Below are 13594 nucleotides of genomic sequence, written 5' to 3'. Positions count from 1 at the left end.
TAACGGCATTCCGGCGGGTTTTCCCGGAGTTAATAAATCATGCGTGATATTTTCGGGGGATGACTCAAGAGACTGCTGAACACGTCGGAGCCCTGCTTCGCGCCGCCCGCGGCCAGAAGGGCTGGACCCAGGGGCAGCTCGCTGCCGAGCTGGGAACCAGCCAGAGCGCCATCGCCCGCATGGAACAAGGCAAGCAGAACCTGAGCCTGAAAATGATCCAGCGGCTCGAGTCCATCTTGGGCCGGAGCATCGTGAAGGTGGGGCGGCCCGCCATGACGCACCTCCGGGTCGAGGGCGGCCGCACCCTGTCCGGCGCCGTCGACGTCAACAGCAGCAAGAACGCCGGCGTCGCGCTGCTGTGCGCCAGCCTGATCAACCGCGGCACCACCACGCTGCGGCGGCTCGCCCGGATCGAGGAGGTCAACCGGATCGTCGAGGTGCTGACCAGCATCGGCGTCGAATGCACCTGGCTCAACGCCAACGACCTTCAGATCCGGCGCCCCGCCGTGCTGGACCTCGACTCGATGGACGTCGAGGCCGCCCGCCGGACCCGCAGCGTCATCATGCTGCTGGGCCCGCTCCTGGACGAATCCAGTGAGTACCGGCTGCCCTACGCGGGCGGCTGCGACCTCGGCACGCGCACCGTGCAGCCGCACATGCAGGCGCTGCGCCAGTTCGGCCTCAGCGTCGACGCCAAATCCGGCTTCTACGCGGTGCAGGCCCCGCCGTCGGACGGGCACGACCGCTCCTTCGTGCTCAGCGAACGCGGCGACACCGTCACCGAAAACGCCATCATGGCCGCCGCCCACCGTCGCGGCCGCACCATCATCCGCAACGCCAGCCCCAATTACATGGTGCAGGACCTCTGCTTTTACCTGCAGATGCTCGGGGTGGAGATCGAGGGCGTGGGCACCACCACCCTGAAGATCACCGGCCGCCCCTCGATCGACGTCGACATCGAGTATTTCCCGTCCGAGGACCCCATCGAGGCGATGAGCCTCATCACCGCCGGAATTGTCACGGACTCGGAAGTCACCATCCGCCGCGTTCCGATCGAATTCATGGAAATCGAACTCGCGACGCTGGAGCAGATGGGCCAGCGGCTCGAGGTGTCCGGGGAGTACCTTGCCCGCAACGGGCGGACCCGGCTGGTGGATGTCACCACCAAGCCCTCGGAGCTGAGCGCCCCCGAGGACAAGATCCACCCCATGCCGTTCCCCGGGCTGAACATCGACAACCTGCCGTTCTTCGCGGTCATCGCCGCGAACGCCACGGGCCAGACGATGATCCACGACTGGGTTTATGACAACCGTGCGATCTACCTGACCGAGCTGAACAAGCTCGGCGCCCAGGTGCAGCTGCTGGACCCGCACCGGATCTACGTCAACGGGCCAACCAAATGGCGCGCGGCCGAGGTTGGCTGCCCGCCGGCCCTGCGCCCCGCGGCCTGCCTGCTGCTGGCGATGCTCGCCGCCCGCGGCGTCTCGGAACTGCGCAACATCTACGTGATCGAGCGCGGCTACGAGGACCTGGCCGAGCGGCTCAACACCATCGGCGCGAAGATCGAGTACTTCCAAGACTGAATGCGCCGAATGTACCGGCCGGCTCCCAGCAACGCGGGGTCAGATCGGACCCATCCGGAGGATCAGCATGGGCCCGGAGTGACCCGCGTTAAGGTAGGGGCGTTTCGGGGGTTCCTGCCGCACAATAGATTTATGCGCACCTTCGGCGTGGAGGAAGAACTGCTCATAGTGGATCCCGAAACGGGGATGCTGCTTGCCCTGGCCGATGCCATGCTGCCCGTCCTGGTGCCGCCGAAGCAGGACGCCGCCCTGATTCTCCCGGGGCAGCAGCCGGTCCACGACGACGGCGCCGACTTCAGCTACGAGCTCAAGCTCGAGCAGATTGAAACCCAGACGCGGCCTTGCCTTGACTACCCGGAGCTGCTCCGGCAGCTCAGGCAGGGCCGTGGCCTTGCGGACCGCGCCGCCCGGGCGCACGGCGGCCGCGTCGCTGCCCTCGCCACGTCCCCCCAGGGCGCCGCCACCCACTTGACGCCGAAGCAGCGCTACATGACCATGCAGCAGCGCTTCGGGCTCACGGTCCGGAACCAGCTGACCTGCGGGCTTCACGTCCACACCTTCGTCGAGTCCCCGGAGGAAGGCGTGGCGGTGATGGACCGGATCCGCGACAAGCTCGCCGTGCTGATAGCCCTCAGCGCAAACTCCCCGTACTGGAATGGCGCCGAGACAGGGTTTGAAAGCTACCGCACCCAGGCGTGGAACCGCTGGCCCGGGTCCGGCCCCACGATGATCTTCGGCAGCCTGCCCGTCTACCGCAGGGTGGTGACCCGGCTCGTGGAAAGCGGCGTCCTGATGGACGAGGGGATGGTCTACTTCGACGCCCGGCTGGCCCGGTTGCATCCCACTGTGGAGATCCGCGTCGCCGACGTCTGCCTGCGGGCCGAGGACGCGGCGCTGATCGCAGTGATCGTGCGCGCCCTCGTCGAGTCGGCGTCCCGGGAATGGAACGACGGCGTCGATCCAGCCCCGGTGCCCACGCTGCTGCTGCGGATGGCCGCGTGGCAAGCCAGCAACTGCGGACTGCGCGGGCAGCTGCTGGACTTCGGAACCTTCACCCCTGCCCCTGCCGCGGAAGTGGTCCATGCCCTGGTGGACTTCGTGGCCCCCGTGCTGGAGGAGCAGGGCGAGCTGGACCTGGTCCGCGAGGGCGTCGGCCGGATCCTGGCGGAGGGCTCGGGCTCGCAGCTGCAGCGCGAGCCGTTCCACACGGGCGGGCTGGCCGCCGTCGTCGCCCGGGCGGTCGAGGTGACCACAGAGGGGACCGCCGCCAACCAGGCTGACCAGGGGCCGTCGCTGGGACGGGTCCGCCAGGGCTGACGGGAGCGGCCTAGACCTGCTTGAGCGCCTGGCCCAGGTCGCGGACCAGGTCCTCGATGTCCTCGAGTCCCACGGAGAGGCGCACCACGCCGTCGCTCAGCCCGATCGCCGCGCGGCCCTCCGGCCCCATGGCGCGGTGCGTCGTGGTGGCGGGATGGGTGATGAGGGACTTCGAATCGCCCAGGTTGTTGGAAATGTCGATGATCCTCAGGGCGTCCAGCAGCGCGAAGGCGGCCTCCTTCGCGGAACGCCCGGCGGACGGGGAGAGCTCGAAGGTCAGCACGGTGCCTCCGGCCTCCATCTGCCGTGCGGCCAGTGCGTACTGCGGATGGGACGCCAGCAGCGGGTACTTGACCCAGCTGACCGCGGGCTGCTCCTCGAGCCATCCGGCCAGCCGCAGGGCGGAGGCGGAGGAGTGGTTGACCCGCAGGGCCATGGTCTCCAGCCCCTTGGTCAGCACCCACGCGTTGAAGGCGGAGAGCGCCGGGCCGGTGTGGCGCATGAGCTGCTTGACCGGGCCGTCGATGAACTCCTTGGTGCCCAGGATCGCGCCGCCGAGCACCCGGCCCTGGCCATCGATGTGCTTGGTGCCGGAGTAGACGATCACGTCCGCGCCCAGCTCCCCGCAGCGCTGCAGCAGGGGAGTGGCAAAGACATTGTCGACGACGACCGTGGCCCCGGCGGCGTGCGCCAGCCCGCTCACGGCGGCGATGTCCACGATTTCCTGCATCGGGTTCGACGGCGACTCGAAGAAGACCGCCGTCGTGGGTTCCGACAGTGCGGCGCGCCACTGCTCCAGGTCCGGGCCGTCCACGAAGACCGTTTCCACACCCCAGCGCGGAAGGATCTCGTTGAGGATTACGAAGCACGAGCCGAACAGCGAGCGGGCCGCGACCACCCGGTCGCCCGCGGCCAGCAGGGCGCCGAGGGCCGTGAAGACGGCTGACATGCCCGAGGCGGTGGCGAAGCAGGCCTCGGTGCCTTCGAGCAGCCGGAGCCGTTCCTGGAAGGTGGCCACCGAGGGGTTGCCGTAGCGGGAGTAGACGAAGCGCTCGTCCTCGCCGGTGAAGGCGCGCTCCGCGGCGGCCGCGGATTCGTAGACGAAGCCGGAGTTCAGGAAGATCGGCTCGGAGGTTTCCTGGAAGCCGGTGCGGTCGAGTCCGCCGCGGACAGCCTGGGTATCCGGGCTCCAGCCGGCGGCGTCAGGATTGAAGGCCAACTTAGTGCTTTCCGGCGTTTGTGGGCAGGCCGCGGTTCTTCCAGCCGTTGACAGTGCGCTCACCGTGGCGGTCCGGTTCGCCTTCAAAGCCCTCAAGGACGTTGTACGACGTGTAGCCGGCCTCGGTCGCGGCGATCGCGGCGGCGATGGAGCGGGCGCCGGACCGGCACAGGAAGACCAGTTCGGTGCCCTGCCCGGCGGGGGCCTGGCCCTTCAGCTGCTGCTTCAGCTGTTCTATGAACCGCGCGTTGGGGAGCCCGCCTGCGAGGTTCCACTGGATGAACAGCGGATCATTGCGCGATCCGCCCGCCGACGCAGTGTCCGGAATGCCGATGTGGGCCCATTCGCCCTCGGTGCGCACGTCCACCAGGATGGCGCCGTCCTCGAGCTTGGCCCAGGCCTCCTGCGGGCTGAGGTCCCCGGCGTAGCTCACGCGTGGCCCTCGCCGTCGAACTCCAGGTCGTCCACGGCATTGGCGACGGCCGCATCGGCACTGGCGATCGCCGCCGGCAGCACCACGGCCTGGGCCACGATGACGCTGCCGCCGTTGGACGTGGCGGCCGGGCCCCCGTGCAGCACATAGCCCTCGGCCAGGGCGGCCGAGACGCGCTCGCAGAAGGCGCGGTCATCGGGGCCGGTGAACAGGCGGTAGGCCAGTCTCTCCCCGCCGGCCCCGGGGACGGCGGGGGCGGCGGGGCCCGGGGCGGGCACTGTACGGGTTGCTGTCTCGGGGACAGCGGGGGCGGACGCGTCAGGCACGACGGATCTCCTTCTTTCACGCTTGCAGCTCGAATGGTCGATATGCCGAGTATTCACCTGAGGCACCCCGCCGCGAAAGGGAGGGTTGCCGACCGGCCAGTCAGGGCTTGGCGCCGGTTCTCATTACTCACCAAAAACGTAACACCCGCGACGCCGGCCGGCACCGCCGCCGTCGTCATGTTAAGTAACGGAATCCGCCGGACCGCGGGGACCCAATCGGCGGTCCCGGGAGGATAATGACGGGAGGTGAAGTCCCTTTACGCCGGATGAAATCAGGTGGCCGTGAACGCCTCGGATGCTCCTACAGTCGCTCCCATGCTGCATTTTGGGTGGTTTGTGGGCCACGGCTTCGGAGTCCAGGGCTGGGGTACCCCCGGTTACGGGATCGGCTACGACTGGAAGAAGCCGGCGCTGTACCAGGACGCGGTGCGGGCCTTTGAACGGTCCGGGCTGGACCTGTTCATCATCGAGGATTCCCTCACCGTCCCGGACACCTACGGCGGCACCGCGGAAGTCTCCCTGGCGCAGGCGTCGTTCGCGCCCAAACACGATCCGCTGGCCCTCGTGCCGTATCTGTTCTCCGCCACGACGCACCTGGGCATCGTGCCGACGATCAGCGCATCCTTCTACCCGCCGTTCACCGCGGCGCGGCTGCTGGCCACCCTGCAGCACTTCTCGAACGGGCAGCTGGGCTGGAACGTGGTGACCTCCGGCAGCGACCTCGCCGCCCAGAACTACGGCCTGGACCAGCAGATCGAACACGACCGGCGCTACGAGAAGGCCGAGGAATTCGTGGACGTGGTCCGCCGGCTCTGGCGAAGCTGGGAACCGGACGCCATCCGGGAGGACGCCGAAGGGGGCGTTTTCGCAGACCACACCAAGGTCCACCCGATCCACCACGACGGCGAATTCTTCAAGGTCCGGGGGCCGCTGAACACTGCACCCATGCCGGAGGAACCTGTGCTGGTGCAGGCGGGCGCCTCCCCCCGGGGCAAGGCCTTCGCCGGGGGCAACGCCGACGTCGCGATTGCCCTCGCCAGGGGAGCGGACGGGATGAAGGCGTACCGGGACTCCATCCGGGCGGAGGCCGCCGCCGCGGGCAGGAACCCGGACGACGTTAAGGTGCTGTTTGTCCTCAAGCCCACGGTGGCCGGCTCGCGGGCGGAGGCGGAGGAACTGCGGGCCCGCCGCCGGGAGCTGACGCAGCGGGACATCGACAGCCAGCTCAACTCCATCTCGTATCTTTCCGTCATCGATTTCCGGCAGTTCGACCTCGACGCCCCGCTGCCGGAACTGCACACGAACAGCAACCAGGGCACACTCGACCACTTCACCAAGGCCGGCCCGCCGGGATCTACGCTGCGCCAGCTCCTCCAGGCCCGCAGCGGCGGCGCCGGGGACAGCATCATCGGAACCGCCGAGGAGATCGCTGACTACCTCGAGGACACCGGGGCGCAGGTGGGCGGCGACGGCTTCCTGTTCTCCGGGTTCGTCGACCCGGTGACCGTCCACGGCGTCCTGGACAGGCTGACCCCCGTGCTGCGCCGCCGGGGCTTGTTGCGGACCAGCTACGGCGACGGCGGCTTCCGCCGGAACCTGCTGGACTTCTAGCGCCATGCCCGCCCGGCCGGCCGCGCCAGCGTCGTTCCTCATCGGCACAGCCCGGCTGCATGCCCGGGACGTCGCCGCGGCGGCCGCCGACCCCTCCGTGCGGGTGGTCCTGAGCGAACAGGCCCTCGGAGTGCTGGGCCGCTCCCGGGAAGTCGTCCAGCGGGCCATCGAGTCCGGGCACAAGGTCTACGGCCTCAACACGCTGCTGGGGTCCGGCCGCGACACGGCAGTCGCGGAGGAATCCATCCTCGCCTACCAGGTCCAGGTGGTCCGCTATCACGACAGCGGCGTCGGCGGGTTGCTGGACGCCGCCGAAGCCCGCGCCACAGTCCTCGCCAGGCTGATCGGCTTCAGCCGCGGAGGCTCGGGAGTGCGCCCCGAGACGGCCCGTTTCTACGCCCGGCTGCTCAACCGCGGCGTGCTTCCCGCCATCCCGCGCGACGGCTCCGTGGGATCCTCGGACCTGACCCAGCTCGCCGCCGTCGCCGCCGTCGCCATCGGGGAGGGACAGGTCCTTTCTCCGGACGGGCCGCCCGTCCCCGGCGCGCAGGCGCTCGCCGCCGCCGGGCTTGAGCCCCTGGCCCTGGGGCCGGGGGAGGCCCTGGCCCTGGTCAGCGCGAACTCCTACTCGATCGGCGTGGGTGCGCTCCTGCTGGGGCGGCTCCTGCGCCTGGCCGACCTGGCCGACACCGCGCTGGCGCTGTCGCTGGAAGCGACAGCACGGTACGACGGCGGCGGTAACCTCAGCCCCTTCTCCGCGGCCGTGCAGGCGGCCAAGGCCGTCGACGGGCAGGCCGTCTCCGCCGGCAACGTCCGCCGGCTGGTCCGCGGGGGGTGGCTGGAGCAGGACGGCCGCGAGGCCTCGGTGCAGGACGCCCTGTCTTTCCGCGCTGCCCCGCAGACCCACGGCGCCTTTCGCTGGCAGCTCAGCGCCCTCGAGGAAGCACTCGAAGTGGAACTCAACGGACAGGGCGACAACCCCCTGACCGATCTGGCCTCGGGGCGGATGGTGTCCGGCGGGAACTTCCAGCCCATGCAGCTGGCCCTGGCCTTCGAAGCCCTCCGCGTGGGCCTGGCACACCTGGGGATCAGCAGCGAACGCCGGATCGCCAAACTCTATCCGCCGCAGCGCCGGATCCGGCAGCAGCACCTAGCCGCGGCGAGGGACGGCGCCGCGCTGGAACGCGAGGAACTCCCGGGCCTGCTCTGGTACTCGGCGGCCGGTCTGCTGGCCGAGCTGAAGACCCTTGCGGCACCGGCCACCCTGGGGGCTCCCACCCTTTCCGCCGACCTCGAGGACCACTCCACCCTGGCGCCGCTGGCCCTGCAGCAGCTCGAGCGCTCCGCTGACGCCGCCGAGAAGCTCTTCACCATCGAGGCGCTGACGGCGGCCTACCTGCTGTCCCGGGCCGGTGACAGTGCCGGTGACATTGCCGGTGCCGGAGACGCTGATACCGACCAGGGGGCGGCGGGGCCCGGAGCGCGGCCCCTCGGGGCTGGGACGGGTGCCATCCAGGCGCGCCTTGCACACGTCCTGGCCCAGGGCGCGGCCGGCGGCTTGACGGCGTCCGCACTGCTGGACGCGGCGCGCGATGATCTGCACTCCGCCCTCGCGGAACGTGCCACAGGGGAGGGGGAAAGCCATGACGGGGAAGCACACGGTCGCGGAGAAGCTGCCCAATGACGCGGATGCCGTCCTGGCCCGGGTGGGCAACACCCCGCTGGTGCGGCTGGGAACGATCAGCAGGGGCCTGGCCAGCGCGGTCTACGTCAAACTCGAATCGGAAAACCCGGGCGGGTCAATCAAGGACAGGACAGCCCTGAGCATGGTCCGGGCCGCCGAGCGCAGCGGGGCGCTGCAGCCCGGCGCCACGATCGTGGAGAGCACCTCGGGGAACACCGGAATCGGACTTGCCCTGATCGGGGCACTGACCGGCCATCCGGTGGTTGTGGTCACGGGTGACTCGATTTCGGCCGAGAAGCTGGCCGCCCTGCACCGTTACGGCGCGCGGGTGGTGATCACGGACTGGGACGCACCGTCCGGATCGCCGGAGAACGCGCGGGCGGTGGCGGCACGGATCACGGCGGAGACGCCGGGGGCGTGGCGTCCGCTGCAGTTCGACAACCCTGCCAACCCGCAGGCGCACTATGACACCACGGCGCCGGAGATCTGGGAGCAGACCGGCGGCACGGTCACCCATTTTGTCGCGGGTGTGGGCACCGGAGGCACCATCAGCGGCACCGGCCGCTACCTCAAGGAAAAATCGGCAGGCCACGTCGAGGTGATCGGCGCCGATCCATTCGGCTCGGTCTACAGCGGCGGGCATGCGGGGCAGATCCTGGTGGATGGGGTGGGGAACACCTGGCCGGAGGCCGACTGGCCGAAAGCCTTCAACCGTTCCACGGTGGACCGCTTCCTGCGCATTCCGAACGACGAGGTCTACACAACGGCGCACCGGCTGCTGAACGATGAGGGACTGTCGCTGGGACCGTCCTCCGGACTCGCGGTGGCGGCCGCCCTTCGGGTGGCGCTCGCCGCGCCGCACGGCTCGGTGGTGGTGGCCATCGCCCCCGACGCCGGCAGCAACTACCTGAGCAAGGCCTTCAATCCGGTGTGGCTGGCCGAGAACCATATCCGGCTGGCGTCAGACGTCGTGGAGGACTTGGTGGAACCGAGTACCGGCCGCCGAACCTGAGTACCCGGCAGACGGGCGGCGGTGCCGGCCCCGCGCAATTCCGAGTACCCGCTACTCGGGTTTTCCGGGAGACCCCCCGTTTTTACTGAAGGGGCACGTCCAGCAGTGCCCAGAAGGTCTCATGCGCCACGAAAATCGCCGGGGGGCAATTTCACATGATGTCGATCCACGTTCCGCGCTCAACCATCATTGGTAGTGCACCGCCGGCAAGCCGCCGGGCCGCCGGTTACCGCCCTGCCTGCCGGCGGGGCCGGGGAAAGGGGCGGGCATGAAGCCCCGGGTCCTGCTCACCGGCGCCGGCGGCCCGGCGGGCCGGGCCCTGGCCGCCCAGCTAAAATCCCGCGGCATCCCCGTCCTCGGCACTGACACCCGCGAGCTTCCCGCCGGTGCCGGCATCACCGTGGTGCCGGTGCCGGCGGCCACCGACCCGGAGTTGGTCTCGGCACTCCGCCGCCTCGTCATCCGCGAGGGCATCAACCTGGTCATCCCGACGGTGAGCGCGGAACTTCCTCTTCTGGCGGCGTACCGGGCAGCGTTCGGCTCCGGTGTGCGCGTCATCATCGGCGAACCCGGGCCCGTGTCGGTCGCCCATGACAAGCTCTTCACCGCCTGGCAGCTGCAGTCCGCGGGCATCCCTGTTCCGCGCTTCGGCGTGCCCAATGACTTCGCCGACGCGGACGCCGCGATGGCGGCGCTGGGAGGCCCCGTTGTGGTCCGGCCCCGGCAATCCCGCGGGGAGCACCCCGCCGTGGTCATCGACCCAAGCTCAGAGGTCGACTGGCACAGGCTGCCGGAGGGCCAGATTGTCCAGGAGTTCATCCCCGGTGCGGGGTACGGACCCATGGTCTTCGGCAGTCCGGCGCACAACGGATGCGAGCCGTTCGCCGTCGTCGTGGAAAAGACCGGACTGGACCGCGGCGCCGTGGGCAAAGCAGTCGCGACGCGGCGGGTGGAAGTGGACGAGGCCACGGACGTGGGCACTGTGGCCATGGCCGCCGTGCGCTCGCTGGGACTGACAGGGCCGGCGGATGTCGATGTCCGCCGCCGCGCCGACGGGACCCCGGTGGTCCTTGACGTGAACGCCCGTTTCGGCGCGAACAGCTGGCGTGCCCCGGAACTGCTCGACGCCGTTCTGGCCTGCTGCGCGCTGCCGTCCTTCAACCCGGCGTCGTTTACGGGGGCCACGGGAGGGTGCGCCAGTGTCCTGGTCTGACCCGCGCCGCGGGGTGAGCACACTGTGGGACCAATGGCCCAGCGTGTCCATCATTGTCCCGGCCTGCAACGCGGAGGCCAGCATCGCCGCGTGTGTCCGGTCCATCCAGCTCACCCGCTATGAGCGCTGGGAACTTGTCCTCGTCGACGACGGCTCCACGGACACCACCGCGGAACTCATGGCGGCGCTGGCCGCAGCGGACCCGCGGATCAAAGTCGTCCGGCAGCCCCGCGCGGGGAGGGCCGCGGCGCTGAACCTCGGCAGCCACCATTCCGCCGGAGACGTCCTCATTTTCGTGGACCCGGAGGCCACTATCTCCCGGCGGACCGTAGACCGGCTCCTTCAGGGCTTCGATGACGAAAGCACGGGAGCCGTCGTCGGCGATAACCGGCCGCCGGGCGGCGCTCCGGGGCCGGTCTGGGCGCTGCCCGGGAGCGGCCATGCGGTCCGCAGTCTGGTCCGGCAGGCACTCAGTGCGGCCGGGCTGGTCCCCGCCAGCCGAATCGTGGCCATGCCCAGCCGGGTCCTCGCGGACGTGGGCCCGTTTCCGGAGGGCGCGCAGAACGAGGTCCTTGCCCTGGCCTGGCGGGTGCGCAAAGCCGGCCGCCGGGTCGGGTTCGTTCCCCAGGCCTGGTCCTAGGCGGGGCCCCGGACGGGCCTACTGAATCGTGGCGTAGAGCGCGTTGAGCTCGGCAGTGAGCTGCCGGCGCAGTTCCGGGGTGCCGATTTCCTTGCCGTCGATGTGGTTCACGGGCGCCAGCAGCCGGATGCTCGAGATCAGCCAGACGGCGTCGGCGTCGTACAGGTCGTGGGGCTCCAGCGGGCCGTAGCCCAGCTCCCAGCCGGCGGCCCTGGCCGCGGTGAACAAGGCGCCCTGCGAGGTGCCGGGCAGGATCCCGCTGTCGAGCTGGGGGGTGATGAGGCGGCGGATGGTGCGGACCCCGCCGGCCCCGTCGTCGGTGGTCTCCAGATGCGCCAGCAGAACGGTCGACGTCGGGCCCTCCAGGACCCGGCCGTCCGCGGACGTGAAGATGACGTCGTCGGCGCCCTGGGCGTGGGCGTAGCGGAGCGCTGCCATGTTGACGGCGTAGGAGAGCGTCTTGGCGCCCATAAGCAGCCACGGGGCCCGTTCCCCGACTTCGCTGTCGTAGCCGCGGTCCAGCAGGATCACATCGACCCCGGTCTCGCGCTGCCGCCGCCCGGCGGGGCCCGGGGCGGACGCCTGGACCCAGCAGGTGGGCGTCCCCGCGCCTTCGACGCCGCGGGTCACCAGGAGCTTGACCACGAGTTCGTCGTCGGTAATGGCCCCGTGCCCCGGCAGGTGCAGGCTCCGGTACTCGCTGATTGCCGACGAGATGGCCCGGCGCCAGGCTTCCTCCGCCGGGATGTCCAGCTCCAGGAGCCGGGCGGACCCGGCCAGCCGGTCCAGGTGCGCCTGGAGCTTGCGGGGCTGCCCGCCCACGGCCAGCAGCGATTCGAAAACCCCGTCGCCGCGGGTGGCGCCCTGGTCCGTCGCCATCAGCTGCGGCTTGGACGCATCGGCCAGCCGGCCGTCCTCGAAGGCGGGGTCGAGGAAGACCAGCACCGTGGCGGGGGAGGGAGCGGCAGCAGGAGAAGTCATGGCTTCAGCTTAGTGCGGCGGGCTACGGGATAGGATTTGACCGTTGCCCGTTCCGGAACTGTTCCGCGGGTCTGGAACCTGAGGGGTACGCCTGTGCTGTGGCCGTTTTCGCTGGCGGGATCGCTCCCGTCCTGGGTGATCCTGATCCTGACCGTGGTGGACCTCGCCATCCGAGTGCTTGCCCTCGGCATCATCCCGGGAAACCGCCGTCCAACCACGGCCATGGCCTGGCTGCTGATCATCTTCTTCGTCCCAGCCGTGGGCCTGGTCCTGTTCCTGCTCTTCGGCAACTTCCGGCTCTCCCGCAAACGCCGTGCGCAGCAGGACGCGGTGAACACCCGGGTCCGCGCCGGCACGTCCGAGCTTGCGATGCTCGAAAGCGGCTACGACGGCCCGGAATGGGTGTCCTCCGCGGCGGAACTGAACAAGACGCTGGGCTCGCTGCCGATGGTGGACGGCAACCACGTGGAACTCCTGCCGGGCTACCCGGACTCGATCAAGGCGATGGCGGCCGCAGTCCGGAAAGCGGAGTCCTTCGTCAATGCCGAGTTCTACATTCTGAGCTCGGACCACGTCACCGACGATCTGCTGACCGCGATGGAAGAGGCCGCCGAGCGCGGCGTCGAAGTCCGCCTCCTGTTCGACCACCTGGGAACCCTGCGCATCAAGGGCTACCGCAAGCTGATCGCCCGGCTCAAGGCCGGCAAGATCCGCTGGCGGCCCATGCTGCCGCTGAACCCGCTGCACGGGCAGTGGCGCCGGCCGGACCTGCGCAACCACCGCAAGATCATGGTGATCGACGGCGAGGTGGCTTTCACCGGTTCGCAGAACCTGATCGAGCCCTCCTACAACAACCCCCGCCACCGCAAGATCGGCCGCGAATGGGTCGAGCTGATGGCCTGCCTGCGCGGGCCGATCGTCACGACCCTCAACGTCGTCTTCGCCACCGACTGGCTCAGTGAGACCGACGAGTCGCTCGAGGGTCAGCTCGCGCACCGGCCCGAACTGCACGCCGGCAACATCACGGCCCAGGTGGTGCCCAGCGGCCCCGGCTTCATCACGGAAAACAACCTGCGGCTCTTTAACACGCTCATCTACTCGGCGCAGCACAAGATCTCGATCTGCAGCCCCTACTTCGTCCCGGACGACTCGCTGCTGTACGCGGTGACGACGGCGGCGCAGCGCGGCGTCGACGTCGAACTCTTCGTCTCGGAAAAAGGCGACCAGTTGCTCGTCCACCACGCCCAGCAGTCCTACTACGAGGCGCTCCTGGAGGCCGGGGTGCGGATCTACCTGTACAAGGCCCCGTTCGTCCTCCACGCCAAGCACTTCACCATCGACAACGAGGTGGCCGTGCTGGGTTCGAGCAACATGGACATGCGCTCCTTCTCGCTGAACCTTGAGGTGTCGGTGATGCTCCTGGGCGAGGACATCGTGCGGCGGATCAGCGCGGTGGAGGACACCTACCGGGGCATTTCGCGCGAACTGACCCTCGACGACTGGATGAAGCGGCCGATGGGGGTCAAATACGTGGACAACGTGGCCCGGCTGACGGCCACGCTGCAGTAGTCCGCC

The 13594-nt window shown here is 69.5% G+C and carries 12 protein-coding genes and 1 riboswitch; of the genes, 8 read left to right on the top strand and 4 right to left on the bottom strand.

Going from position 1 to position 13594, the window contains the following annotated elements:
* Positions 1-59: 59 nt before the first annotated feature.
* Both LDO13_RS16835 and LDO13_RS16830 read left to right on the top strand, forming a co-directional pair.
* The gene (locus tag LDO13_RS16835; protein ID WP_224047817.1) at positions 60-1583 is read left to right on the top strand and encodes a UDP-N-acetylglucosamine 1-carboxyvinyltransferase; all 1524 of its coding nucleotides are present in this window, start codon (positions 60-62) and stop codon (positions 1581-1583) included.
* A 132-nt stretch (positions 1584-1715) separates the two neighbouring features.
* Complete coding sequence (locus LDO13_RS16830; RefSeq protein ID WP_224047816.1) at positions 1716-2900, top strand: glutamate--cysteine ligase; 1185 nt, start codon at positions 1716-1718, stop codon at positions 2898-2900.
* A 10-nt stretch (positions 2901-2910) separates the two neighbouring features.
* Here LDO13_RS16830 and LDO13_RS16825 read toward each other — a convergent pair whose 3' ends face one another.
* Genes LDO13_RS16825 through LDO13_RS16815 form a run of 3 tightly spaced genes read right to left on the bottom strand, consistent with a single transcriptional unit; the run spans position 2911 to position 4830 of the window.
* On the bottom strand, positions 2911-4119 hold the full coding sequence (locus tag LDO13_RS16825; protein WP_224047815.1) for an O-succinylhomoserine sulfhydrylase: 1209 nt from the start codon (positions 4117-4119) through the stop codon (positions 2911-2913).
* Between the two features lies 1 nt (position 4120).
* The gene (locus LDO13_RS16820) at positions 4121-4552 is read right to left on the bottom strand and encodes a rhodanese-like domain-containing protein (RefSeq protein WP_224047814.1); all 432 of its coding nucleotides are present in this window, start codon (positions 4550-4552) and stop codon (positions 4121-4123) included.
* Positions 4549-4830: a DUF1737 domain-containing protein gene (locus LDO13_RS16815; protein ID WP_224049822.1), complete on the bottom strand. Its 282-nt coding sequence runs from the start codon at positions 4828-4830 to the stop codon at positions 4549-4551. Before LDO13_RS16815 ends, LDO13_RS16820 begins: the two co-directional genes overlap by 4 nt.
* 61 nt (positions 4831-4891) lie before the next feature.
* Positions 4892-5006: riboswitch (SAM riboswitch) on the bottom strand.
* A 187-nt stretch (positions 5007-5193) separates the two neighbouring features.
* On the opposite strand from LDO13_RS16815, the gene LDO13_RS16810 reads away from it, so the two are divergent.
* The 5 genes from LDO13_RS16810 (at position 5194) to LDO13_RS16790 (ending at position 11038) form a co-directional block, all read left to right on the top strand.
* Positions 5194-6489, top strand: coding sequence for an NtaA/DmoA family FMN-dependent monooxygenase (locus tag LDO13_RS16810; protein WP_224047813.1), 1296 nt, complete (start codon positions 5194-5196; stop codon positions 6487-6489).
* 4 nt (positions 6490-6493) lie between these two features.
* A complete protein-coding gene (locus tag LDO13_RS16805) occupies positions 6494-8173 on the top strand; it encodes an aromatic amino acid ammonia-lyase (protein WP_224047812.1) in 1680 nt (559 codons plus the stop codon).
* On the top strand, positions 8133-9185 hold the full coding sequence (locus tag LDO13_RS16800) for a cysteine synthase family protein (protein ID WP_224047811.1): 1053 nt from the start codon (positions 8133-8135) through the stop codon (positions 9183-9185). The genes LDO13_RS16805 and LDO13_RS16800 overlap by 41 nt, the downstream gene beginning before the upstream one ends.
* Positions 9186-9453: 268 nt before the next feature.
* The gene (locus LDO13_RS16795; RefSeq protein WP_224047810.1) at positions 9454-10398 is read left to right on the top strand and encodes an ATP-grasp domain-containing protein; all 945 of its coding nucleotides are present in this window, start codon (positions 9454-9456) and stop codon (positions 10396-10398) included.
* The gene (locus LDO13_RS16790) at positions 10385-11038 is read left to right on the top strand and encodes a glycosyltransferase (protein ID WP_224047809.1); all 654 of its coding nucleotides are present in this window, start codon (positions 10385-10387) and stop codon (positions 11036-11038) included. Before LDO13_RS16795 ends, LDO13_RS16790 begins: the two co-directional genes overlap by 14 nt.
* A gap of 18 nt (positions 11039-11056) precedes the next feature.
* On the opposite strand, the gene LDO13_RS16785 is transcribed toward LDO13_RS16790, so the two are convergent.
* On the bottom strand, positions 11057-12019 hold the full coding sequence (locus LDO13_RS16785; protein ID WP_224047808.1) for an aminodeoxychorismate lyase: 963 nt from the start codon (positions 12017-12019) through the stop codon (positions 11057-11059).
* Positions 12020-12112: 93 nt separating this feature from the next.
* On the opposite strand from LDO13_RS16785, the gene cls reads away from it, so the two are divergent.
* A complete protein-coding gene (cls, locus tag LDO13_RS16780) occupies positions 12113-13588 on the top strand; it encodes a cardiolipin synthase (protein ID WP_224047807.1) in 1476 nt (491 codons plus the stop codon).
* The last annotated feature ends 6 nt before the right edge of the window (positions 13589-13594 follow it).

The sequence above is a fragment of the Arthrobacter sp. NicSoilB4 genome, from assembly GCF_019977335.1.
Classification (GTDB): Bacteria; Actinomycetota; Actinomycetes; order Actinomycetales; family Micrococcaceae; genus Arthrobacter.
Note: the sequence above shows the minus strand (reverse complement) of the source record. Positions and strands in the feature narration are given on the sequence as shown.

Coding starts and splice junctions, on each gene's coding strand:
- LDO13_RS16805 (WP_224047812.1), top strand. CDS start 6,494: ATGCCCGCCCGGCCGGCCGCGCCAGCGTCGTTCCTCATCGGCACAGCC.
- LDO13_RS16800 (WP_224047811.1), top strand. CDS start 8,133: ATGACGGGGAAGCACACGGTCGCGGAGAAGCTGCCCAATGACGCGGAT.
- LDO13_RS16795 (WP_224047810.1), top strand. CDS start 9,454: ATGAAGCCCCGGGTCCTGCTCACCGGCGCCGGCGGCCCGGCGGGCCGG.
- LDO13_RS16835 (WP_224047817.1), top strand. CDS start 60: ATGACTCAAGAGACTGCTGAACACGTCGGAGCCCTGCTTCGCGCCGCC.
- LDO13_RS16785 (WP_224047808.1), bottom strand. CDS start 12,019: ATGACTTCTCCTGCTGCCGCTCCCTCCCCCGCCACGGTGCTGGTCTTC.
- LDO13_RS16830 (WP_224047816.1), top strand. CDS start 1,716: ATGCGCACCTTCGGCGTGGAGGAAGAACTGCTCATAGTGGATCCCGAA.
- LDO13_RS16810 (WP_224047813.1), top strand. CDS start 5,194: ATGCTGCATTTTGGGTGGTTTGTGGGCCACGGCTTCGGAGTCCAGGGC.